Origin of the sequence: Citrobacter sp. Cpo109, from assembly GCF_030332565.1 — a bacterium.
GTDB classification, from domain to species: domain Bacteria; phylum Pseudomonadota; class Gammaproteobacteria; order Enterobacterales; family Enterobacteriaceae; genus Citrobacter; species Citrobacter portucalensis.
The window spans coordinates 392,254-416,386 of sequence record NZ_JAOWHQ010000071.1; the positions used below are offsets into that span (position 1 = coordinate 392,254).

The 24,133-nt window shown below is 53.4% G+C and carries 19 protein-coding genes; 7 read left to right on the forward strand and 12 right to left on the reverse strand.

Annotation, left to right across the window (positions count from 1 at the left end; translation table 11 throughout):
- Nucleotides 1–5 precede the first annotated feature (5 nt).
- From OGY71_RS22510 to pmbA, 3 genes are all read right to left on the reverse strand, one after another.
- A complete protein-coding gene (locus tag OGY71_RS22510; protein WP_286613738.1) occupies nucleotides 6–314 on the reverse strand; it encodes a glycine dehydrogenase in 309 nt (102 codons plus the stop codon).
- 332 nt (nucleotides 315–646) lie between these two features.
- The gene (gene cybC / locus OGY71_RS22515) at nucleotides 647–1,033 is read right to left on the reverse strand and encodes a cytochrome b562 (RefSeq protein WP_003025756.1); all 387 of its coding nucleotides are present in this window, start codon (nucleotides 1,031–1,033) and stop codon (nucleotides 647–649) included.
- A gap of 86 nt (nucleotides 1,034–1,119) precedes the next feature.
- Nucleotides 1,120–2,472: a metalloprotease PmbA gene (pmbA, locus tag OGY71_RS22520; protein ID WP_003830385.1), complete on the reverse strand. Its 1,353-nt coding sequence runs from the start codon at nucleotides 2,470–2,472 to the stop codon at nucleotides 1,120–1,122.
- Nucleotides 2,473–2,567: 95 nt separating this feature from the next.
- Between pmbA and yjgA the strand changes: the two genes are divergently transcribed.
- Nucleotides 2,568–3,119 carry a ribosome biogenesis factor YjgA gene (gene yjgA / locus OGY71_RS22525; RefSeq protein WP_008786039.1) on the forward strand — a complete coding sequence of 184 codons (552 nt, stop codon included), beginning with the start codon at nucleotides 2,568–2,570 and terminating at the stop codon, nucleotides 3,117–3,119.
- 98 nt (nucleotides 3,120–3,217) lie between these two features.
- On the opposite strand, the gene mpl is transcribed toward yjgA, so the two are convergent.
- Nucleotides 3,218–4,594, reverse strand: a complete 1,377-nt coding sequence (gene mpl / locus OGY71_RS22530; protein WP_003830388.1) for a UDP-N-acetylmuramate:L-alanyl-gamma-D-glutamyl-meso-diaminopimelate ligase — start codon at nucleotides 4,592–4,594, stop codon at nucleotides 3,218–3,220.
- 175 nt (nucleotides 4,595–4,769) lie between these two features.
- Between mpl and fbp the strand changes: the two genes are divergently transcribed.
- Complete coding sequence (gene fbp, locus OGY71_RS22535) at nucleotides 4,770–5,768, forward strand: class 1 fructose-bisphosphatase (RefSeq protein ID WP_003830390.1); 999 nt, start codon at nucleotides 4,770–4,772, stop codon at nucleotides 5,766–5,768.
- 76 nt (nucleotides 5,769–5,844) lie between these two features.
- On the opposite strand, the gene OGY71_RS22540 is transcribed toward fbp, so the two are convergent.
- The 5 genes from OGY71_RS22540 to ytfQ all read right to left on the reverse strand — a co-directional run bounded on the left by OGY71_RS22540 (nucleotide 5,845) and on the right by ytfQ (nucleotide 11,665).
- Nucleotides 5,845–6,957, reverse strand: a complete 1,113-nt coding sequence (locus tag OGY71_RS22540; RefSeq protein WP_008786037.1) for a methyl-accepting chemotaxis protein — start codon at nucleotides 6,955–6,957, stop codon at nucleotides 5,845–5,847.
- Nucleotides 6,958–7,060: 103 nt separating this feature from the next.
- The gene (gene yjfF / locus OGY71_RS22545) at nucleotides 7,061–8,062 is read right to left on the reverse strand and encodes a galactofuranose ABC transporter, permease protein YjfF (protein ID WP_063941641.1); all 1,002 of its coding nucleotides are present in this window, start codon (nucleotides 8,060–8,062) and stop codon (nucleotides 7,061–7,063) included.
- Entirely contained in the window at nucleotides 8,049–9,071 is a 1,023-nt protein-coding gene (ytfT, locus tag OGY71_RS22550; protein WP_003830397.1) for a galactofuranose ABC transporter, ATP-binding protein YtfT, read from the reverse strand. Before ytfT ends, yjfF begins: the two co-directional genes overlap by 14 nt.
- Before the next feature lie 13 nt (nucleotides 9,072–9,084).
- On the reverse strand, nucleotides 9,085–10,587 hold the full coding sequence (ytfR, locus tag OGY71_RS22555) for a galactofuranose ABC transporter, ATP-binding protein YtfR (protein WP_286613740.1): 1,503 nt from the start codon (nucleotides 10,585–10,587) through the stop codon (nucleotides 9,085–9,087).
- 121 nt (nucleotides 10,588–10,708) lie between these two features.
- Nucleotides 10,709–11,665 carry a galactofuranose ABC transporter substrate-binding protein YtfQ gene (ytfQ, locus tag OGY71_RS22560; RefSeq protein WP_003025728.1) on the reverse strand — a complete coding sequence of 319 codons (957 nt, stop codon included), beginning with the start codon at nucleotides 11,663–11,665 and terminating at the stop codon, nucleotides 10,709–10,711.
- Nucleotides 11,666–11,974: 309 nt separating this feature from the next.
- Between ytfQ and ppa the strand changes: the two genes are divergently transcribed.
- The 3 genes from ppa to OGY71_RS22575 all read left to right on the forward strand — a co-directional run bounded on the left by ppa (nucleotide 11,975) and on the right by OGY71_RS22575 (nucleotide 15,866).
- On the forward strand, nucleotides 11,975–12,502 hold the full coding sequence (gene ppa / locus OGY71_RS22565) for an inorganic diphosphatase (protein WP_003025726.1): 528 nt from the start codon (nucleotides 11,975–11,977) through the stop codon (nucleotides 12,500–12,502).
- A 199-nt stretch (nucleotides 12,503–12,701) separates the two neighbouring features.
- Nucleotides 12,702–13,772: a 7-bladed beta-propeller protein YncE gene (gene yncE / locus OGY71_RS22570; RefSeq protein WP_003830402.1), complete on the forward strand. Its 1,071-nt coding sequence runs from the start codon at nucleotides 12,702–12,704 to the stop codon at nucleotides 13,770–13,772.
- An 84-nt stretch (nucleotides 13,773–13,856) separates the two neighbouring features.
- On the forward strand, nucleotides 13,857–15,866 hold the full coding sequence (locus OGY71_RS22575; RefSeq protein ID WP_286613743.1) for a TonB-dependent receptor domain-containing protein: 2,010 nt from the start codon (nucleotides 13,857–13,859) through the stop codon (nucleotides 15,864–15,866).
- Between the two features lie 57 nt (nucleotides 15,867–15,923).
- On the opposite strand, the gene OGY71_RS22580 is transcribed toward OGY71_RS22575, so the two are convergent.
- Genes OGY71_RS22580 through tamA form a run of 3 tightly spaced genes read right to left on the reverse strand, consistent with a single transcriptional unit; the run spans nucleotide 15,924 to nucleotide 21,777 of the window.
- Nucleotides 15,924–16,268, reverse strand: coding sequence for a gamma-glutamylcyclotransferase family protein (locus tag OGY71_RS22580; protein ID WP_003025723.1), 345 nt, complete (start codon nucleotides 16,266–16,268; stop codon nucleotides 15,924–15,926).
- Nucleotides 16,269–16,270: 2 nt separating this feature from the next.
- Nucleotides 16,271–20,047, reverse strand: coding sequence for an autotransporter assembly complex protein TamB (tamB, locus tag OGY71_RS22585; protein WP_191221903.1), 3,777 nt, complete (start codon nucleotides 20,045–20,047; stop codon nucleotides 16,271–16,273).
- Nucleotides 20,044–21,777, reverse strand: a complete 1,734-nt coding sequence (gene tamA / locus OGY71_RS22590) for an autotransporter assembly complex protein TamA (protein WP_003025718.1) — start codon at nucleotides 21,775–21,777, stop codon at nucleotides 20,044–20,046. The genes tamB and tamA overlap by 4 nt, the downstream gene beginning before the upstream one ends.
- A gap of 212 nt (nucleotides 21,778–21,989) precedes the next feature.
- Between tamA and msrA the strand changes: the two genes are divergently transcribed.
- Both msrA and paeA read left to right on the forward strand, forming a co-directional pair.
- On the forward strand, nucleotides 21,990–22,628 hold the full coding sequence (gene msrA, locus OGY71_RS22595) for a peptide-methionine (S)-S-oxide reductase MsrA (protein ID WP_003830412.1): 639 nt from the start codon (nucleotides 21,990–21,992) through the stop codon (nucleotides 22,626–22,628).
- A 150-nt stretch (nucleotides 22,629–22,778) separates the two neighbouring features.
- On the forward strand, nucleotides 22,779–24,119 hold the full coding sequence (paeA, locus tag OGY71_RS22600) for a polyamine export protein PaeA (RefSeq protein WP_003830418.1): 1,341 nt from the start codon (nucleotides 22,779–22,781) through the stop codon (nucleotides 24,117–24,119).
- Nucleotides 24,120–24,133 lie beyond the last annotated feature (14 nt).

The following is a 24,133-nucleotide window of genomic DNA, read 5'->3' on the forward strand; positions in this document are numbered from 1 at the left end:
GCTCCTTAAAGGTTGTCTTTCGCGACTTCGAAGTGCACCGACAGCAGCCAGGCCTCTTCCTCAGGAAGATTGCCAAACTCGGCGACCACGTCGCGGGCAAGCGCCATTGATTCGGCAGATATTTCATCAAACAAGCTGGCATCGACCTCTGGTAAGGGTTCACCCGTTACCGAGCGGTGCGCCATGGCGCGAACATGCGACGTCAGCATCTGTTCCTGTACGGCGTTGGGAATAATGTTGCGTTCACGCAGCAAGGCATACACCTGCGCCAGCATGCGGTCGGCCAGTTCCACCGATTTCCCCATGTCATTCATTACAGCTCCGTTATTCACTCGTCTTACCCCGTTAATGTCTCTGAGGGTAAATTAGCGACGGAGGTTATGAGTTTGTAGCGAGTTGTTTTCCACTTCGAAGTGGAAAGGTGTGCAGCGATAGTGATCTGTGCCGCAAAAAGAGCTGGAACCACGATTTATCACTGGAAGAATGTGATTGAGATCGCAAGAGCGAGCAGAAAAATGGAAGGAAGTGCGAACAATGAATGGGCGATAAAAATGAAAAAATGTGATGGGGATAGCATTTACTTATGAGACGTGCAGTAGCGGGGTGTTGTATCCGACCTACGGGTATGCAGGCCGGATAGCGCAGATTAGCGGAACTTCTTGTGGTTTTCGTTGCGCGTGGTTTTCAGCTCTTCCGCAACGGCTTTCGCCTCTTTAACTTTACCTTCGTTCGCCAGCTTCAACGCGCCGTCGATCTGACCGATCAGCGTGTCAAAGCCGTGGCGGAAATCCTTCATCTCCGGGCTGTCCGGGGATTTGTTTTCCAGCTTCGGCGGCGTTCCCTTTTGCGCGTCCAGCGCGGCTGCACGCATTTTGGTTAACGCATCTTTCAGTTCAGTCGCATTGTCCGTTTTTTCGACGATTTTCAGGTTGTCGTTGAGGATCCCCATATCGTCTTCAAGATCGGCTGCAAACGCAGAAGAACCAAGAACCAGCGTTGAAGCTGCGACGATCGCTAACAGGTGTTTACGCATTGCTCACTTCCTTTTTTATTATTCAAAAATAAACAAACGCCAGATACCCTCAATAATTCACGCCACAGCTTGAAGTATGACGGATATTATTGCCCGGCGATCTTCATCTCCGGCAACAGGACCGAACCACACTGAATATTACTGCGCGTTTCAATATCGTTGCCGACGGTGACGATATTACGCCACATCTCTTTTAAGTTACCGGCGATGGTAATTTCACTCACCGGGTACTGAATTTCACCGTTTTCGACCCAGAAGCCCGCCGCGCCGCGCGAGTAATCGCCGGTAATGCCGCTTACGCCCTGTCCCATCAGCTCGGTAACCACAAGACCTGTGCCCATCTCTTTGAGCAACTGCTCGAAGCTTAGACCCTGTCCCGGAATTCGCCAGTTGTGGATCCCGCCTGCATGACCGGTGCTCTTAAGCCCCAGCTTACGTGCAGAATAATTGGTCAGCAGCCACTGAGTCAGCACACCGTCTTTAATAATGTCGCGGCGTTCGGTCCGTACGCCTTCGCTGTCGAACGGCGACGACGCCAGCCCTTTCAGCAAGTGCGGATGTTCTTCAATGGTCAGCCATTCCGGCAGAATTTGCTTGCCCAGCGAGTCGAGCAGGAAGGTGGATTTGCGGTACACCGAGCCACCAGCAATCGCGCCAACCAGGTGTCCGAACAGTCCGGTCGCCACTTCATTGGCGAAAATCACTGGTGCTTTCATGGTGGAAAGTTTACGCGGAGACAGGCGAGATAAGGTACGGCGAGCACAGTCAGCCCCCACCCACTCCGGCGTTTGCAGATCGCCCATCGCCCGGCCAATGGTGTAGGCGTAATCACGCTCCATATCGCCATTTTCTTCTGCGATTACGCAGCTGGAAAGGGAATGGCGCGTGGAGCAATAGCCCTGCAGCATGCCGTGGCTGTTGCCAAACACTTTGATGCCATAGTGGCTGTTAAAGCTGCCGCCTTCGGTGTTGGTGATACGTTTGTCAGCCTGCAACGCCGCCTGTTCTGCACGAGCAGCCAGTTCGATAGCTTCATCAGGGGAAACTTCCGCCGGGTGAAACAGGTCCAGATCGGGCGCATCAAAGGCCAGCAGTTCTTTATCTGCCACGCCCGCACACGGGTCCGGCGAAGTGTAACGTGCAATGTCCAGCGCGGCCTGCACGGTGCGTGCAATCGCCTGCGGGCTTAAATCGGTGGACGATGCGCTGCCTTTACGGTTTTGATGGTAAACCGTAATCCCCAGTGCACCATCGCTATTGAATTCGACGTTCTCCACTTCACCATAACGGGTGCTGACGCTAATACCCGTGGTCTTGCTCACAGCGACTTCCGCGCCATCCGACTTACCTGACGCTAATTCCAGTGCCGTCGAGACTGCTTCTTCCAGAATCTTACGCTGCGCTTCAACTTGTGAGATTACTTTCATCGCAAATGCCATAATGTAGAGAGAGTTTCTCTGAAGTCTAACAGAGAACCGTTTTTCAGTGCGCATCTTAACTGGTAACATTAGCCTCTTTTTTTAAGGAGCCTGACATGACTAAGCAGCCCGAAGACTGGCTCGACGACGTTCCCGGTGATGACATCGAAGACGAAGACGATGAAATTATCTGGGTCAGTAAAAGTGAAATAAAACGTGACGCCGAGGAGTTAAAACACCTTGGTGTGGAACTGGTAAAACTGGGGAAAAACGCGCTGGACAAAATCCCGCTCGATGCGGATTTACGTGCCGCGATTGAGCTGGCCCAGCGTATTAAGATGGAAGGTCGCCGTCGTCAGCTGCAGCTGATTGGCAAAATGTTGCGCCAGCGCGATGTTGATCCTATCCGTCAGGCGTTGGACAAGCTAAAAAACCGTCATAACCAACAGGTCGTTGTCTTCCATAAGCTGGAGCAACTGCGTGACCGTATGGTTGACGGTAGCGATGAAGCTATCGAAGAAGTGATGAACCTGTGGCCTGACGCCGACCGTCAGCAACTGCGTTCGCTGGTGCGTAACGCCAGGAAAGAAAAAGCGGGCAACAAGCCGCCAAAATCTTCCCGCCAGATCTTCCAGTATCTGCGTGAACTGGCGGAAAACGAGGCCTAACCTCTTCGTCCGCCGAAAGTGCCGGATGGCGGTGCAAATACCTTATCCGGCCTACGATCCGTTGTAGGCCCGGTAAGCGTAGCGCCACCGGGCATTTTTTACTCTTCTTCCGCCTGAGCTTTCTTCGCCAGACCATCCAGCAGTTTTTGATGAATGCCGCCAAACCCGCCGTTGCTCATCACCAGAATGTGATCGCCAGGCTGCGCGGTTTTCACCACCATATCTGCCAGTGCATCCACATCGCCGCTCCAGTGTGCCGGCTGAACGCAGGCTTCAGCGACTTCTGCTACCTGCCACGGAATGTGCGGGGGTTGCAGCAGGAACACTTCGTCTGCACGCCCTAACGACGGCGCCAGGTCATCTTTGCACAGGCCCATTTTCATGGTGTTCGAGCGAGGTTCCAGCACAGCGATGATGCGCGCCGTGCCGCCCACTTTACCGCGCAGTGCCGCAAGCGTTGCCAGAATGGCCGTCGGGTGATGGGCAAAATCGTCATACACCGTCACGCCATTGGCTTCACCGCGCAGCTCAAGACGGCGACGGGCGTTGATGAACGAGCCCAATGCATTGGCCGCATCCGCAGGCACGACGCCAACATGACGCGCGGCTGCAATCGCCATCAGGCCGTTGTGCATGTTGTGCTCGCCCACCAGGCCCCACTTCACTTCGCCGACTTTTTCACCGTCCAGCCACACTTCCCACTCGGAGGCATCGGTGGTCAGTTTTTTCGCCTGCCAGTGACCTTGTTCGCCCACCAGCTCTTGTTCGCTCCAGCAGCCCATCGCCATCGTCTGTTTCAGATTGATGTCGTTTTCCGGGTAGATGATGCGTCCCTGGCCCGGCACGATACGCACCAGATGGTGGAACTGTTTCTGAATAGCTTTCAGATCGTCAAAGATATCCGCGTGATCGAACTCAAGGTTATTGAGGATCAGCGTGCGCGGGCAGTAATGCACGAATTTAGAACGCTTGTCGAAGAACGCACAGTCGTACTCATCCGCTTCAATCACGAAGAAGTCGCTCTCGCCGAGGCGCGCGGAAACCTCAAAGTTGCCCGGAACGCCGCCGATCACAAAGCCAGGTTTATAGCCGCAGGCTTCGAGGATCCAGGTCGCCATTCCGGCGGTAGTGGTTTTGCCGTGCGTACCCGCAACCGCCAGTACCCAGCGATCGCGCAAGACAAAGTCATGCAGCCACTGCGGGCCGGACATGTACGGAATGTTCTTTTCCAGCACCGCTTCCACGCACGGATTACCACGGGTCATAGCATTGCCAATGATCACCAGGTCCGGCTGTGGGTCGAGCTGGCTGGCATCGTAACCCTGAATCAGATCAATGCCTTGCTTCTCAAGTAAGGTACTCATCGGCGGATACACATTGGCGTCCGAACCGGTTACTTCATGACCGAGCGAGCGCGCCAGCATCGCCAGACCGCCCATGAAAGTGCCACAAATTCCCAAAATATGAATGCGCATACGTCACTATCCTTTTTTAATCTGGGGGCCATTTTACGCACATGTCCGGCAAGTGAGAAACGCATTTCAGGATATTCCGCAGTTTGCTGGCGCGATTCACCTAAGCGCAGCAATGGAAATATTTGTTAATATTGTTGCGGTCGCTTTACTCCACATAAATTGCAGGGAAAGTGTTATGAAAACGTTAGGTGAATTTATTGTCGAAAAGCAGCACGAGTTTTCTCATGCTACCGGTGAACTCACTGCTTTGTTGTCGGCAATAAAGCTGGGCGCCAAGATCATCCACCGCGATATCAATAAGGCCGGTCTGGTCGATATCCTGGGTGCCAGCGGTGCTGAGAACGTGCAGGGAGAGGTTCAACAAAAACTCGATCTGTTCGCGAACGAAAAACTGAAAGCTGCACTGAAGGCGCGCGACATTGTGGCGGGCATTGCCTCAGAAGAAGAAGATGAAATCGTCGTCTTTGAAGGCTGTGAACACGCTAAATACGTTGTGCTAATGGATCCGCTGGATGGCTCATCCAACATCGATGTTAACGTCTCTGTCGGTACGATTTTCTCTATTTACCGCCGCGTAACCCCAGTCGGCACACCGGTCACGGAAGAGGATTTCCTGCAACCGGGCAACAAGCAGGTTGCTGCAGGTTACGTTGTTTATGGTTCTTCCACCATGCTGGTGTATACCACTGGCTGTGGCGTACATGCCTTCACCTACGATCCTTCTCTGGGCGTATTCTGCCTCAGCCAGGAACGTATGCGCTTCCCGGCGAAAGGCAGCACGTACTCCATCAACGAAGGTAACTACATCAAATTCCCGAACGGCGTGAAGAAGTACATTAAATTCTGCCAGGAAGAAGATAAGCCAACCCAGCGCCCGTATACCTCACGCTACATTGGCTCTCTGGTTGCGGATTTCCATCGCAATCTGCTGAAAGGCGGGATCTACCTGTACCCAAGCACCGCCAGCCACCCGCAAGGGAAACTGCGTCTGCTGTATGAATGCAACCCGATGGCCTTCCTGGCCGAGCAGGCGGGCGGCAAAGCCAGCGATGGTAAAGAACGCATTCTGGATATCACCCCAGAAAGTCTGCACCAGCGCCGCTCCTTCTTCGTGGGTAACGACCATATGGTTGAAGATGTAGAACGCTTTATCCGCGAGTTCCCGGACGCGTAAGTATCATTCATCGCACGGACGTAGGCCGGATAAAACGCGTAGCGTTGCCATCCGGCCTACAAAATCCATCGTCCGGTTACGCTTTCTGTAGCTTAAATACGGCCATTGCTTCGATTAGCGCTGAAGACTGCTCTTCCAGCGAGCGGGTAGCCGCTGAAGACTGCTGTACCAGCGCCGCGTTTTGCTGCGCCGTTTCATCCATCTGAATCACCGCGATATTCACCTGCTCTATGCCGCGACTCTGTTCCTGGGACGCACTGGCAATTTCACGCATCAGTTTGGTCATACGCATAACCTCGGTCGCGATTTCATCCATGGTTTCGCCCGCCTGCTGCGCCAGTTCACTGCCTTCCCCCACATGGGTGTGCGAATCGCTGATTAGCGTACGGATCTCTTTGGCCGCCTCGGCGCTGCGACTGGCCAGATTACGCACTTCACCAGCAACAACCGCAAAGCCCCGCCCCTGCTCACCAGCTCGCGCCGCTTCAACGGAAGCATTGAGCGCCAGAATATTGGTCTGGAAAGCAATGCCATCAATCACGCTGAGGATGTCGGCGATTCGGCTAGAACTACCTGAAATATCGCGCATTTTCTCGATCACATAGCACACCATTTCGCTACCGCGATCGGCGGTATCCGACACCGATTTTGCCAGCTGGTGCGCCTGTTCCGCGTTCTGCGCATTCTGTTTCACCGTCGCTGTGAGTTCTTCCATGCTGGCGGCGGTCTGCTCCAGCGAAGTGGCTGTGGATTCAGTGCGTTGCGCCAGATGCTGGTTACCGGCCGTCAGTTCACGACTGCCAATATCAATTTGCGAGCTGGCATCGCGTACGCGCTGTACCGAGTCGCCCAGCGCATGGCGCATGTCATCCATTGCCGCATTCAGGCGGTTGAATTCGGCGCTGGCCGACAACGCGGTAACCGGCGACAAATCCCCCGTTGCCAGACGTTCCAGTTGCTCAACCATGTTATCCAACGGTTTGAGAAACTTATTTCGCAGCATAAACCAAATGACCGCCAGCAATGCGATAGCAGCCAACATCGCAGCGCTCATAATACCGTGATAAATCAACGATGTAATGACACGGGTAGAAGCATATAGCCCCATACCACCGGTCAGTAACAGAAGGAACGTCAGCAGAGACAATAACACCAACAAACTTGATCGAATTGAAAGGGATTTTGGCATCGTTATATTTCCGGTTGTAGGGTTAAAACAGACCTGTACAGAACCTATCGACTACAACCGGAAAAAGTTTAGGTATTTAAATGTTTTGTGCAAAATCAGGATGTTACTTTGGTGTTGCCGCCGTACCCACTCGGGTCACCGGCGAGCTTTGACGATTTTCCCAAAGCACCGTCAGACCGCGTTGTAACGCTATAAATATAAACAATAAAATGCCAATCGCGATCTTCGTCCACCAGGAACTTAATGTGCCGTCAAAATTAATGTAGGTCTGGATCAGCCCCTGAATGGCGACGCCAAACAACGTCCCTAACACTGTACCGACCCCACCGCTGAGCAGCGTTCCGCCAATCACCACTGAGGCTATCGCATCCAGTTCGACGCCAACGCCCGCCAGCGCATAGCCCGCCTGGGTGTAAATGGAAAAGACAATGCCGGCAAGCGTCGCAAGCCCGGTAGACAGCATATAAATGCGGATGGTGGTGCTGCGAGTTGAGATGCCCATCAGGTTGGCAGAGGTGGCGTTGCCGCCAATCGCGTAAACCTGATTACCAAAGCGCGTACGGTGCGCCAGGAATATGCCGATGACGACAACCGCCAGCATCAGCAATCCCATCGCGCTCAGGCGACCACCGCCGGGAATTTTCCATGCCAGGCTTGAGAGCGTGTCATAAACCGGATGATTAATTGGGATAGATTCTTCAGAGACCAGATAGCTGACGCCGCGCAGGAAGAACATTCCCGCCAGGGTGATAATAAATGCCGGGATCTTCAGCGCATCAATCAGTAACCCCATAAACGCACCAAACGCGCAGCCCATCAGCAAAACCAATGGGAACGCCAGCAGCGGGGAAATGCCCCAAAAACCAATGGCCTTTGCCAGAAATACGCCGGTAAAGGCGATCACCGAGCCAACGGAAAGGTCGATCCCGCCAGAGAGGATCACGAAGGTCATGCCTACGGCAATGATGCCCAGAAAGGCGTTATCGGTCAGGATATTGCAAATGACCCGGGTGGAAGCAAAAGCGGGAAACTGCGTCAGGCAGTAGAGATAACCCAGCACAAACACGCCGAGGGTGATCATCAGCGGTAAATTACGTTTTATCATGACCACGCACTCCTTTTATCAGGCTGATAAAGCGTTGCGACTGCACGACCAGCACACACAACACCACCACGGCTTTGACCACCTGATTCAGTTCCGGCTGGAAGCCCGACAGCAAAATCCCGGTGTTCATGCCCTGAATAATCAACGCGCCTACCACCGACAGCAGCAGGTTAAAGCGCCCGCCCATCAGCGAGCCGCCGCCGATAACCACCGCCAGGATGGCATCCAGCTCCAGCCATAATCCGGCGTTATTGGCATCTGCCCCCCGGATATCCGCCGTGACGATAATGCCAGCGATAGCCGCGCACAGGCCGCTCAGCACATAGGTGAGCATCACGATAATGCGGGTGTTCACCCCGGCGTTTTTTGCCGCACGAATGTTGATACCCACCGCTTCGATAAACATACCCAGCGCCGTTTTCCGCGTCAGCAGCCAGAACACCACCAGCGTGAGCAGTGCAATAATTACCGGCGTGGGGAATAGTAAAAGCGAGCCGCTGCCAAACCATGACAGTTCGGGCGAGTTAAAGGTGACGATCTGCCCGGAAGTGATAAGCTGCGCCACCCCGCGCCCGGCCACCATCAGGATTAGCGTGGCGACGAACGGTTGAATCTTGAGGATGGCCACCAGAATCCCGTTCCACAGCCCAGCCAGAATGCCGGAGCCTAAGGCGGCAAGCAGAACCACCGGCAGACTGTGCCCGGCCACCGTCATCGCCGCAGTAGTGGCACCGGCAATAGCCATGACGGCCCCCACGGAAAGGTCGATACCGCCGGTGGCAATCACCAGCGTCATACCAATCGCCAACAGCGCCACGGGAGCGGCGCGGTTGAGAATATCAATCGGGCTACCGAACAGCCGACCATCCTGCAAAATCACCTGGTAGAAATGCGGGGCGACCAGGCTATCCACCAGCAGCACCAGCAGTAACGCCACCAGCTGTGGCATCCCCTTTGGCCAACGGAACCGCCGTTTAGACGGATTGGATTGAGGGAGAGATTGAGGCATCACCATAGTCTCCTTAGGCCGCAATGGCGTTCATGATTGCCGGTACGGACAGTTCAGCCAGTGGGATCTCTGCCACCTGTTTGCGATCGCGCATAATAATGACCCGATCGGCATAGCCCACTAACTCTTCCAGTTCGGATGAAATGACCAGCAGCGCCAGACCATCCGCGCACAGCGTTTCGATCAGGCGGATGATCTCCGCATGCGCGCCAACGTCGATCCCACGCGTGGGTTCATCGAGGATCAGGAACTGCGGTTTGGTCAGTAACCAGCGCGAGAGCAATACTTTTTGCTGATTGCCGCCGGAGAGAAATTCGATCGGTTGCTCCGCGTTTGGAGTACGAATACCAAGCTGGCGGATAAACCGCTCGGCAATCTCGTTTTGCTCTTTACGGGGAATAGGCCGCAGCCAGCCGCGCTGCGCCTGCAATGCCAGAATGATGTTTTCCCGCACCGAAGCGGCGGCAATAATGCCATCCGTTTTGCGATCCTCCGGACAGAAACCGATCCCCAGACACGAAGCCTGATGTGGCGAGCGCAAAGTCTGCGATTTGCCTTTGATCAGCGCACTTCCGCTGTCGGCGGGTTTAATACCGAAGATCACCTCCGCCGTTTCCGTTCGCCCGGATCCCAGTAGTCCGGCGAGACCGACGATCTCACCGGGACGCACCTGTAGATCAAATGGCGCGATGGTGCCTTTTTTGCCAAAGCCGCTGAATGCCGCCACCGGTTTATCACTCAGCAACGTGCGGCCCGCACGCTGTAGTGCATGGGTATCCAGTTCACGGCCCAGCATCATTTTGACCAGTTCGATCTGAGGCAGTTCTCGGGTTTCACGGCAGCCAACGAAGCCGCCGTTACGCAGAACGGTAATGCGATCGCTGACCTGATAAACCTGATCGAGAAAGTGGGTGACGAAGATCAGACTGACGCCCCGATCGCGCAGATGTCGCATCAGGCCAAACAGCATTTCAACTTCCTGGGTATCAAGGCTGGCGGTCGGCTCATCGAGGATCAGCACTTTCGCGGAGAGATCGATCGCCCGACAGATGGCGACGATTTGTTGCATCGCCACGGAAAAGCGGTTCAGCGGCTCGCGCACGTCGAGGGAAAAACCGTATGACGCCATCAGCTCCGTCGCGCATTTTTCCATTTGCTTGCGCTGAAGCAGGCCAAAACGCCGCGGTTCACGACCAATAAATAAGTTATCGGCAACCGACATATTGGGCAGCAGGTTCACTTCCTGGTACACGGTGCCAATCCCCAGTTGTTGGGCATGGGCGGTGTTTTTGGGGGAGATCGGTTGGCCTTCGAGCCAGATTGTGCCGCGATCGGCATGGTAAACGCCGGTCAGCGCTTTGATGAGCGTCGATTTGCCGGCTCCGTTTTCTCCCAGCAGCGCCATAATCTCGCCACGACGCAAGCTGAAATCCACGTTATCCAACGCTTTGACGCCGGGAAAGAATTTGCTTAATCCTTCGGTGCGGAGGATTTCCTGATGTTGGTCGGTGGTCATGGCATTCCTCCGGTACGAGGTCACGGCGTTTCGTAGGCCTGATAAGCGCAGCGCCATCAGGCAACAAATGCCGGATGGCGGCGTAACGCCTTATCCGGCCTACGGAAGACCGACAGAAAAACTAGTAGCCCATGTTTTTCTTCTTCTCTAACTCTTCTTTCGCCGTATCCGGCAGATAGAGGATCGACTTGGTAATGGTCAGCTTCTCAGGCATCGTGCCGTCTTTTTTGAATTTCTCCAGCGCGTCGAATGCCGGGCCGGCCATATTCGGCGTCAGTTCGACGCTAGCATTGGCTTCGCCGTCAATCATCGCTTTGTAGATATCCGGTACGCCATCGATAGAACCGGTGAGAATATCTTTGCCAGGTTTCAGGCCCGCTTCTTTGATCGCCTGAATCGCACCGATCACCATGTCATCGTTGTGGGCGTAAACCATACAGATGTTCTTGCCGTTGTTTTCCGCTTTGATAAAGCTCTCCATCACTTCTTTCCCTTTACTGCGGGTGAAGTCACCGGACTGAGAGCGAATAATTTTGATGTTTGGCGCACTGGCAATGGCTTCAGCAAAGCCTTTCTTACGATCGATCGCCACGCTGGCCCCAACGGTCCCTTGCAGCTCAACGACGTTACACGGCTTGCCGTCCACTTGTTTAATCAGCCAGTCGCCGATCAATTTACCTTCCAGCACGTTGTCGGCGGTGACCGTGGTCATATAGAGAGATTTGTCTTTTACATCGATGGAACGATCGAGCAAAAAGACCGGAATGTCGGCATCTTTAGCTTCTTTTAACACCGGCTCCCAACCCGTTGCCACGACCGGCGCAATAAAGATGGCGTCGACGCCCTGCGCAACAAATGAGCGGACTGCTTTAATCTGGTTTTCCTGCTTTTGCTGGCCATCAGCGATTTTCAGCGTAATTCCCCGCTTTTCGGCCTCGCTTTTCGCGACGTTGGTTTCTGCGGCGCGCCAGCCGGATTCAGAGCCAACCTGCGAAAATCCTACGGTTAAAGGGGCTGCCATTGCCATAGACGACATGGCTGCCGAAACTGCTGTGACTAAAAGTAAGCGCTTCCACATAAGTGCGTCCTCGTAGGGTGATTATTGTTGGTTAATTAACCGTTGCGAAAAAACTATAGACAATTGAGCATGTAACGGATTGCGTTACATCACACTTCAAAAAAGTAAATAAAACGTTAATCACAACTTTGTAATCGCTTTCATCTCACTATGAAAAATGCGGCTGAAGATATGGATTTTTCTGTCACGAGAGAGAGGTAAAAAGAAGAAAATGCACGCAGAGAAAGCGAAAACAAGCGGAGACATTCCGCGCGAGTTGGCTATAATACCCGCCACTTGTTTGCCATAGCTTATTTAAAGGAAACAGACATGAGCTTACTCAACGTCCCTGCCGGTAAAGACCTGCCGGAAGATATCTACGTTGTTATCGAGATCCCTGCAAACGCAGATCCGATCAAATACGAAGTTGACAAAGAGAGCGGCGCCCTGTTCGTTGACCGCTTCATGTCCACCGCGATGTTCTATCCGTGCAACTACGGTTACATCAACCACACCCTGTCTCTGGATGGTGACCCGGTAGACGTTCTGGTCCCGACTCCGTACCCGCTGGAGCCAGGTTCAGTGATCCGCTGCCGTCCGGTTGGCGTACTGAAAATGACCGACGAATCCGGTGAAGATGCGAAACTGGTTGCTGTACCGCACACCAAGCTGAGCAAAGAATACGATCACATCAAAGATGTGACCGATCTGCCGGAACTGCTGAAAGCGCAGATCACCCACTTCTTCGAACACTACAAAGATCTCGAAGCGGGCAAATGGGTGAAAGTTGACGGTTGGGACAACGCTGAAGCTGCTAAAGCTGAAATCGTTGCTTCCTTCGAGCGCGCGAAGAAGTAAGTTCGCGTTAGCTTAAAGCCCTGAACGCCAGCCCCTGGTTAGTAAGGGTTTCTTAATTTCTACTTTCTTTTCCCCCTCCCCTTCGCTGTTTTCTTTTTGACCTACCAGATTGGGTAGTCACATTTCATTTATGTTAATTGCGAATGAGATTAGATCTCATTATCATTCTCAGCATGTAAATAAATGTGAATAAAAGTCAATGAACCTCCACAATGTGAAGTCCCTGAAACGCTATTCCTGCGTGGCTCTCGCCATAGCACTGTTATTTACCAGCCTGTCCAGCGTGGCACAGACGCTACCTGAGAAAGATTTTCTGACCCGCGACGTTGGCAACGGCGTGTATGAACTGGCGGTTGATAGCCAGCAGAATGCGCTTTTTGCTGCCTCGTCGCCGTCGTTTGATAAAGATAAAACCAGCGGGCTTATCTATAAACTCGATCTGGAGAAACTCACCACGACTGAAGTTATCGAAACCAGCCGTCGTGCCTTTGCCACTGCCCTGGATGAAGAAAATCAGGTGCTGTACGTGGGTAACACGCTGGAGGGTTCCGTCACACTCATTGATACCCGCAGCGGTAAAGAGCTGGCGATACTGCAACTGAGCGAAGCCAAAAACCCGAAAGAAATTGTCCATACCCGCGAAATGGTGCTCGATAAACAGCATCACCGCCTGTACGTTTCCGGCGTGGCTGAAAAAGGCATTGTCTGGGTGGTGGATACGCAAAAGCGCGAGAAAATCGCTACCCTTGAAAACATGGGCCAGTATCCGACCGGCATGGCCGTCGATGCAAATAAGAACCGCCTGTATGTCGTAAATGGCCGCAACGAACTTATTACACTGGATACCACCAACCATCAAATTATTAGCCGCTTTAGCATTGAGCCAGGCAAAAAACATTTTTTCCTGAATATTGCTTTGGATGCAAAAAATAATCGCGCATTCCTGACCGATCCTGATTTAGCGGATGTACTGGTTGTTGATATTAATACCGGTAAGGTTATTGCCCCCATTAAGGTTATCAACTCGCTGGCGGTGATATATAACGAAAAACGCCAGGAAGTGTATATCACCCACCGAAATGCAAAACGCATCAGCATTGTGGACAGCAAGACTTATCAGGTAAAACAAAGCATTGAAACCAATGCGTTACCTAACAGCCTGGCGCTCTCGTCTGATGCCAACACCCTGTATGTCAGCGTCAAACAGCCGGAAAAAATGGCAGGTGTGAAGCCCGACTACGTGCTGAAAATCGACCTCTCCAAATATTAATAATTAAAAACGCTTCTGACACCTTGCAGCTTTTCTGGGCTGCAAGGTGATGCTTTTATTTTTTACTTTTCAGGTGTCTATATTATGAAAACGCGTCAACTTATTACGCTGACAGGGATCGTTGCATTCTCAGGCGGTGTTATTTTCCCCACTCAGGCAGAAGAACTCACCGAAACCTCACGCAATAGCGAAGATGAAATGGTGATCACCGCATCCGGGTTCTCGCAGCAAAAGCGCGAAGCGCCAGCCACCATTTCCGTTATCGATCGTAAAACGCTGGATATTCAGCCGGACCGTAGCATTGGTGAAGCGATTAAAAACCTTCCTGGCGTCTCGGTCACTAACAGCAGCGGCATGAACGCTGGCAGCATTATGATCCGCGGCATGGACCCGTCCTATACCGCGTTTATGGTCAACAGCGTCAAACAAAATACCGGTGAATCTCGCCCTTACGGGCATGACATCGGTACTGAAGCCAACTTCTTACCGCCGATGGAGGCCATTGAGCGTATCGAAGTTATCCGCGGGCCCATGTCCTCGCTGTACGGCTCAGATGCCATCGGCGGTGTGGTCAACGTTATTACCAAAAAACCGTATGGTGCAACAGAGTGGACAACGGCAATTGCCGCCAATACCTGGCTTCAGGAGCACCAGTATTTGGGTAATACCAGCCAGATGAATCTGTTTACCATGGGGCCGATTGTGCCCGATGTTCTCGGCCTTAGCGTAGCGGCCGACTGGCTCGACCGTCGCGATGACGATCGCAATAACTATTTCGGCAAACACAACCGTAAATCCGTTGATATGACGCTGGGCCTGGCCGCTAGCGAAAATAACCTGTTCGACCTCAATGTGGTCACCGGTGAGCAGGAGAAAAACCGTACCCAGAAGCGCGGCGCGCCGTGGTCATGGCTGTTCGATCGTAACGCCGCCACCCTAACGCATACCGGCTGGTATGCCGACGACACCATCGCAACGACCAACTACATAAACTATGAAAAAGGCCGTTCAAAGTACGTTTATGACAGCCAGTCGCCGCAGTATGTGCAGATGGAGAACTACGTCGCCAATTCGCAAACCACCTTCACGCTCGACAACCATAAACTGACCGTTGGGGCGAATTTCACCCGCGAAGAGCTGAATGACCGCTTTGATGTGGCCAACAAAACGCTGCCCGGATCTGAGCCAGTGACAAAAATCAGCCGTAACGGTTGGGCATTGTTTGCTGAAGACGGCTGGAGCATTGACGACTTCATCCTGACCACATCAGCGCGTATGGACCAGGATGATAACTTTGGCACACATATTACGCCGAAAATGTACGGTAACTGGGCCTTCAGCAATGACTGGGCGCTGAAGGGCGGCGTTTCCGCAGGTTATAAAAAACCTGAGCTGCGTGCGACATCCAGCGACTTTGTCACCCCATACGGCTCGACTGTACCTTATCCCTTCCTGACCGTCGGTAACGACGATCTGAAACCAGAACAAAGCGTTAACTCTGAGCTGGGCCTCTACTGGACGGGGAATGCGCTGTCGCTGGATAGCACCGTCTTCTATACGCAGTTCAAAGACAAAATTGCTGAACAAACCATTTGCGAAACCACATCGACGAATCAGTGCTCCGTGAATGGCTACAAGGCGGACTCCGTCAGTAAATACTTCAACGTCAGCAAGGCGGACGTGTACGGTATAGAACTGAATGCCGACTGGCAGATTAGCGCAGATGTGAAAGCCAACGCTAACTACACCTGGAACCACAGCGAACAGAAAAGCGGCGTAAACAAAGGCTACGCGCTCAACGATTATCCGCGCCATATGGCGAACCTGTCGCTGAACTGGGCGGCAACGCAGAGTCTGGACGTATGGAGTACGGTGAATTACCGCAGCAGTAACCGCAACAGCGGCAATAACTATAAGTATGATGACTACACGATGGTCGACGTAGGCGTACGTTATAAGCTCAATAAGCACACGCAGCTGATGGCAGGGATCTACAACGTGCTGGATGAGGATCCGAAACTGACGACTGCATGGAATGAATCCGCGCAGGTGGAAGGACGCCGCTATAACCTCGGCGCGCGCGTGGAGTTTTAAGCCTTTAATAAACAACGCCACCCGAAGGCGGCGTTGTTTATTCTGGTAGGCGATATATCAGTACTGGTCTCTGTCTAACCAGTTACCGCTTTCAATCAGCGTTAAGCCATCAACCGGACGTTGGTACACGTACATCCATGCACTTCCGTACGGCGTTTGAATTAACTGGCGTGCGTATTCACCGCCGCGGGTACGCAGAGCGTCAAGCTCTGCCAGCGTGGCGTTATCAATACGATAAACTTCCCCGTGTACTGTTCCATTTCCCGGAACCGCGCCTGGATAGTGGCCCAGGCTGTACAACTGGTAGTTATCGATACTGAAATTTCCCAGCAACAGGGCATTGGTCATCCAGTGGCTGTTGCCTTGTTTGGTTCGTAAACTGCCGTAGACAAATATTCGCATTGCTAAAACTCGAACTGATAGAGCAAATCAAGTGCCTGATCTACGCCAGACACTGCTTCCAGATATAGCTTAGGCATCAGACGATAACGTAGCGTGAGTGTCGCTAAGGAGTCAAATATACCCACACCATATTTCACCTGCAGACCTGGCAGTACGTATCCGCTGACAACCACCTGAGATGAGTCGCCCACCCCTTGCGTGTCCAGTGCCAGATTGCTTACGCCAAATGTCTCCCCGATTTTACCCACAACCTGACCACTTTGTGCAACCCCCAGACCAATAAGCATTGAAGTCATCGCTGCGCTATCGCTCTGTTCGCTATCCAGCCCTTGTCCACGTAGCAGGTAGGAAAGCGCCATTTGCTGCGACATTGCCGGGTCGGAGAAGATCTCCGCCTTCGGTTCATCGGCGGTACCGGTGACGCGAACGCCAGCGATCACATCGTCTTCGGTGGCATCTGGGTTACGAATCGCTTCGATGTTGAGCAACGGCTGATCCGGCGGACCGGAGAACAACAGCTCGCCCTTACGCACAATCAGATCCTGACCATAGGCGTGGAAGCGACCGCTCGGGATATTAATTTGCCCGTTAAGCCCCAGACCTTGCTTATCCTGCACCACTTTCAGATCGCCCGTCAGACGCGCTTTCAGACCAAAGGCGTCAAGACGCACGTTGTTACCAACGTGGATGTTCAGGTTGCTGTTGATCGGAATACCGGCGGTCTGCGGTTTCTCGGGCTGCAGATTGTTGTTAAGCATGACCATATCGCTGGAAACCCCAACCGCGCTTTCCGGCAGGTCATGTACCACGATACGCGCCCACGGCACATCCACGTTGCCATCGAGAGTAAACAGGCTTGGTGTAGCTTCAAAGACCACGTCCGGCGATACATCCAGGCGGACCATCGGCGGTACGGTAATACGTACCCTGCTGCCTTTAGCCGCAACGCGCGCCCGCCAGTTGTCTATCTGACTCCAGTCGGCATCGCCGCTCAGGTTAATTTCGCCCTGCTGCGTACGCACCACGCCCGCCAGCGTTGAGCGTGTTCCGGCGAAGTTAACAGCTAACTGGCTTGGCTGCATGTCAAACGGCATGAAGTTACCGTCAATATCCAGACCGCTCAGTTGCAGCTGTCCGAGCAACTGCGGGCTTTGCACATCTCCGCCCAGCCGCAGGTTGGCGTTGATCATCCCTGCCGCTTTTTCACCGCGCGAGAAGATGGGGTTCACCATCGCCAGATTGAAGTTGCGAATATTGACGTTACCGCCCAGATTACGACGCCCTTGCGGGTCCGTTACCTGCACCTGCCCGTCAAACTGCCCGTTGTTGGTCAGACGAATCAGCCAGCCCAACTCGGCACGGTTATTGTGCAGGTCGGCGGTCAGATTCAGCGTTTCAAACGCTACGGGGAGCGAGGCATCATTCACGCTTTGCGTGACCTTGACGTTACGTCCGCTCAGGGTGACCTGCCCCTGTGGCAGCCCCTCTTTGGTGGTGTCCCAGCTCACATCAGCTTTGCCAGTGAACACACCGCTGGCCTGGGTTGTCTCCGGCATAAACGGTTTTAGCATAGCCAGGTCGAAGCGGTTAAGGTTCACCACCGCGCGACCTTCTGCACCGGCATCAATGGTTTGTGGTACGCACAGCTCCGCATTCGGGTTGTTCCAGCAGTGCGGCCCGATACTAATTTTCTGTTCCTGATTACGATAATCCAGCGCGATAGCCCGGTTGAGCGACCACGGACCGACCGGCGTCTGGAAACGGGTATTGCTTAACTCTCCTTTCCAGCGCTGTTCTTTGCGATCAAAGCTCCCGGCAAGATCCAGTTGCCCGGAAACCGGCTCACCCTGAATGCGTAACTGCAGCTCATGCTGCTTTTCACTGCCTTTGGCGTTGAGCGTCACCAGACCAATATTCACGTCAGGTTGTACAATCCGCTCTACGCGAACGTTGAGATTACCGGCGATTTGCTCGGCCGATTTCACATCGCCTTCGACGCGCACCTGAGCAACGGAAAGTTCCTGCCAGCGCAGACCACGGGCGGTAATATCCGCCAGCAGCTGTGGTGCTTCAACCGTACCGCGAACTTTTACCAGCCCTTTCGCCGTACCGCCCAGCCCCGGCAGCGCGTTATCCAGGCTTGGGGCATCAATCGTCGCGTCGAGGTTAAGGTCTTTAACCCCCAGTTCGCCTTTTACGTCCGCACTGTTACGTCCCAGCTCCAGATGCAGGCCCGGGATCGTCCACTGCAGGTAGCTATTCCCCTTCAGCGAACCGTTCACATTGACCTTGTTCTGTTTCACGTTGCCGGTCAGCTTCAGCTCCGGAACCTCCATCTGCCAGCTTCCGCCGTACAGACTGCCGCGCGTTTTCACCAGGCCATTCAGTTTTGACGGCCAGTCCGGGATCGCTTTCACGGTATTGATACCATCCAGCGTTAGCTCCCCGCGCCAGCTGATCGCCTGCTGCCAGTCCACCAGCGCTTTCAGCTCAGTTTTCCCTTCCAGCGCCGCAACGCTGAGTTTATCGAGATTGATCTGTTGCTCGTTGCCTTTGGCGTCCAGCGTGATAATAGCCGGAGGAATATCCTGACCTTTCACGGCGGTACGCATCGACAGCGTATAGTCGGTCATCTTGCCGGTCAGTTTGAGCTTGATGTCATCGGCCTGGAACTGTTTCTCACCGGTAAACGGCCAGTAAACCTGCTTACTCACCACCTCAATGTTGAGCGGCAATCCGGCTTCTGCCAGGCGCGTCTGCGCACGCAGGTCCATATCCACCGGACCAGACAGATTGACGCCGACTTCCAGCTGTTCGCGCAGCGCGCCGCCAACCTTCAGCTTCACCTTTTCGCCTTTTAACGGGTCGATGTTTAGCGTGCTGTTTAACGTAATATCAACCGGCCACGTGTCGGTCAGTTGCGCCGTGCCGCTGGCTTTTACCGTTCCCTGATTCGAGTCGATATCCAGCGCGTCGAGCTTCATGTTGCCGTCTATGCTGCTCACTTTCAGCAGCATGCTATGTACCGTTAAATCCGTATCCCCAGTCACGCGCAGCTGCTCGCCGCGAAACTCTTCAATATTGAGATTGAGCGGCAGATGGACATCGGTCATTTCCGGCAGTACCGGCTTTGAGAACAGATCTTTTAGCGTTTCGCCGAGCGGCTTTTCATCCGGCTGCGGGTTTTGAATCTTCGGTTCGACAACCTCTTCCTGTGCCACTTCCGCCACTTTAGGCAGAGCAATCAGCAGCCCCTGTAATGACGTTGGCTTCAACGTCAGCGTTTTTTCCTGCCAGTTCAGGCCGGAAGTAAAATCCAGCACTGAAACCGTGGTGTCATCGATTTTGATATTGATGTTGTTCAGCGCCACGCGCGAAAGCGTGATGGGGTAAGGCGTGGAAAGATTAAGCGGACCGCTCTCTTCTTCCTCTACCGGCGCGGATGGCGGCATCTTTTTGCTGTCGATTGCCACGTTGATGTTTTTCAGCGCCAGATCGTTGACGCACAGGCTGCTGTCCCACAGACAGTTAAGCCCCACGGCCAAATGCACTTCACCAGCATTCACCGCCACGCCTGGCTGGTCGTAGCGAATATTTTTCAGTGATAGATCCCGCCAGCCGCCGGTGACCTGACCAATTTCCAGACCCGGAACCCACCGATTAGCTGCTTTGAAGATCAGATGCAGGCCCGAGGTGGTACCGACGAGGAACGCCACCGAGCCTAACAACAGCAGGATAAAAATCAGCACGCCGAGGCTTATCTTCTTCCATAAACTCATAATTCAGGCCCCAGACCGATGTAAAACTGTAAACCATGTTCATCTTTGTCGCCGACCGGGACGGCAAAGTCGAGCTTGATAGGTCCCACTGGTGATTGCCAGCGTACGCCGACCCCGGCACCGGTTTTGAAATCGCTTCGGCGAATATCGCTGACCGCTTCACCGCTATCGACAAACATCGCGCCCCACCATTTACCGGTCACGTTGTACTGGTATTCCAGCGAGCCAGTTGCCAGCTTAGAGGCCCCTTTCAGCTTGCCGTCGCTGCCTTCCGGCGAAATAGATTTGTATTTGTAGCCGCGAATACTGCGATCGCCCCCGGCAAAGAAACGCAGGTCCGGCGGTACTTTGTCGAAGTCTCCGGTTTCAATCCAGCCGAGGTTGCCGCGCATCACAAAGCGATGCCTGTCGTACAGCGTGCGGATCCAAACGTTTTGCGCCTGGAAGACGGAGAAATCAACGTCTGAACCCCAGGCCGTGTTGGAGTAATCAATGGAATAACGCTGAGAGTCGCCCCAGACAGGCATCAGGCCGCCGCGTGAGCGCGTCCGGCTGATCATCACGCCCGGATAGAGCAGCATAGTGGTGTTGGTGACGTTACCCTGGGTAAAGTGGTCGAGGCTCCAGCGCAGGTTAATCGCGCGCTGCCAGCCGCTGGAGAGGTCCCAGTAGCGGGAAACCGCAAGCGTTGTAGAATCCTGCTCGGTGTCGTTTAAATCGGTACGCTTAAAGCCGCCCTGTACCAGGTAATACTGTTCCAGCGGGTTCTTTAACAGCGGCATTTTATAGCTGAAATCAAGCACCTGCTCTGGCGCCGAGATACTGGCGCTGGTCGTCAGGCTATGGCCGTAGGAGTTCATCCACGGCTTTTTCCACGAGGTCTTCACCCGTGGCCCGACGTCAGTTGAATAGCCGACCCCGGTTTCGATGGTGTTTTCGGTTCGCGGTGAGACCACGCCTTTCAGCGGCAGCACTTTGGTTTTGCGGGCTTTATCAAACTCCGGTGCGACGACCACGGAATTAAACCATCCGGTCGCCGACAGACGACGGTTCAGTTCGCCCAGATCTTTCGACTCGTACTCTTCACCTTCTTTAAAGGGCACCAGATTTTGCAGATACTCATCGCGAATTTGCGAGCCTTCAAAAGTGACATGCCCAAAGCGATAGCGTTCGCCGCTGTTGTAATCGATATCCCAGAACGCCTGGCGACGCTCAAGCGCTATTCCAAGCTGGCTTTTATTAAATTCACTGTCGAAATAACCTTTACGCAGCGCCACGCTGGTGAGTGACTTTTTGAAGTTGTCATAGTCCCCCTGATTCAGCACGGTGCCGATTGCCGGGCGCGTTTTCAGCAGATCCAGATAATCTTTATCCGTACGCGCGCCACCGCGCAAAATCACCTCAGTGCCACCAATCAGCACCGGCTCGCCGGGGGTCACTTTGGCAATCAGCACCTGGCGGCCTTTCGCCGGCGGTGGACGCAGTTCAAAATCAATGGTCGGCTCAAAGTAGCCCAGCGCTTTTAGCCCTTCGCGGATGGCATCATCAACGCGCGCACGAAAGCGTCGGTCTGGAGTGACTTCATCACTTTGAATCGTGGACAGCTGCGCACGGACGTTTTTCTCCAGCGGTCCTGATAATCCTTCGACCTGTAAGCGAACATTCGCGGCGGCGGCGGATCCACTTAAGCACAGTAATCCCACCCAACATAACTGACGGATATGTGGCACATTTTCTCCTGAATATCCTTTTTTCCCACCCCTGGAAAAAAATACTATGCCGTTCCTCGGCTTAACAAAAAATCAACAATAAGAGTTGAAAAACAGACGACAACCCAAATATTTCTTATGTTTAACTCTAGACGTATTCACGCCGTTTATTGTGGGCAAAGACGCGTCTCGTTACAACCTTAACCCAAATGACTGATTTCGGGAGAACGGCCGTGAGTTTATTTGATAGAAAGCATCTTGTTACTCAAGCAGATGCGCTACCTGGACGCAACACCCCGATGCCAGTGGCAACGCTGCATGCGGTTAACCAACATTCGATGACCAATGTGCCCGACGGTATGGAGATAGCTTATTTCGCCATGGGATGCTTCTGGGGCGTTGAGCGTTTATTTTGGTCATTGCCAGGGGTCTACAGCACGGCGGCCGGGTACACCGGCGGCTACACCCCAAACCCAACCTATCGGGAAGTGTGTTCTGGCGATACCGGGCATGCCGAAGCGGTACGCATCGTCTATGACCCGCATGTTATCAGCTACGAACAACTGCTGCAGGTGTTCTGGGAAAATCACGACCCGGCTCAAGGCATGCGTCAGGGGAACGACCAGGGCACGCAGTATCGCTCCGCCATTTACCCGTTAACGCCGGAACAAACCGCCGCCGCACAGGCCAGCCTTGAGCGTTTTCAGGCAGCAATGACCGCCGCAGGCGACGAGCGCACCATTACTACGGAAATCACTACGGCAACCCCGTTCTATTATGCCGAGGACGATCACCAGCAGTATCTGCACAAAAATCCTTACGGATATTGTGGCATTGGTGGTATTGGTGTTTGCCTGCCGCCACAAGGATAATTTCCCCCTCTGGCGACTTTACAGTGCCTTACGCTATACTAGCTTCTGAATTTACCGGCTCACTTCCACGAGCCGGTTTTCAATGTGTATTTCACACGGATTTATCAACTTCTCCCTTCCGAGGATCTGACCTGAACGGTCGGATAAGATATGTTAAACAGTATTTTAGTCATTCTCTGCCTGATCGCCGTGAGTGCGTTTTTCTCGATATCTGAGATCTCGCTTGCTGCATCACGCAAAATAAAACTTAAACTGCTTGCCGATGAAGGCAACGTAAACGCACAACGTGTTTTGAAGATGCAGGAAAACCCCGGCATGTTTTTTACCGTCGTGCAAATTGGCCTTAACGCGGTCGCCATTCTCGGCGGTATCGTCGGTGATGCAGCATTCTCCCCGGCGTTTTACAGCCTTTTCTCGAAGTACTTCACTCCAGAGCTGTCCGAACAGTTAAGCTTTATTCTGTCGTTCTCGCTGGTTACTGGCCTGTTCATCCTGTTCGCGGATTTAACCCCGAAACGCATCGGTATGATTGCGCCAGAAGCTGTGGCTTTGCGTATCATCAACCCGATGCGCTTCTGCCTGCTGGTCTTCCGCCCGCTGGTATGGTTCTTTAACGGTCTGGCAAACAACATTTTCCGTCTGTTTAAGATCCCAATGGTGCGTAAAGATGACATCACCTCGGACGACATTTACGCCGTGGTCGAAGCGGGTGCGCTGGCGGGTGTTCTGCGCAAGCAGGAGCATGAGCTGATTGAAAATGTGTTCGAACTGGAATCCCGTACCGTCCCGTCTTCAATGACCTCGCGCGAGAATATTATCTGGTTCGATCTCCATGAAGATGAGCAAAGCCTGAAGAACAAGGTGGCGGAACATCCGCACTCCAAATTCCTGGTGTGTAACGAAGATATCGACCACATCATTGGTTATGTTGATTCAAAGGATCTCCTCAACCGCGTACTGGCGAACCAAAGCATGGCGCTGAACAGCGGCGTACAGATCCGCAATACGCTGATCGTCCCGGACACGCTGACGCTCTCTGAAGCGCTGGAAAGCTTCAAAACCGCAGGCGAAGACTTTGCCGTCATCATGAACGAGTACGCGCTGGTGGTGGGGATTATCACGCTCAACGACGTTATGACGACGCTGATGGGCGATCTGGTAGGCCAGGGTCTGGAAGAGCAGATTGTGGCGCGCGATGAAAACTCATGGTTGGTCGACGGCGGTACACCGATTGATGACGTGATGCGCGTGCTGGATATCGACGAATTCCCGCAATCTGGCAACTATGAAACCATTGGTGGTTTTATGATGTTCATGCTGCGTAAAATCCCGAAACGCACCGACTCGGTGAAGTATTCAGGCTACAAATTTGAAGTGGTGGATATCGATAACTACAAGATCGATCAGCTGCTGGTGACGCGTCTGGACAGCAAACCTACTGTTTTGGTACCAAAACTGCCAGATGCAAAAGAAGAGGCAAAGGCGTCTTAACGCCCTACAGAAAC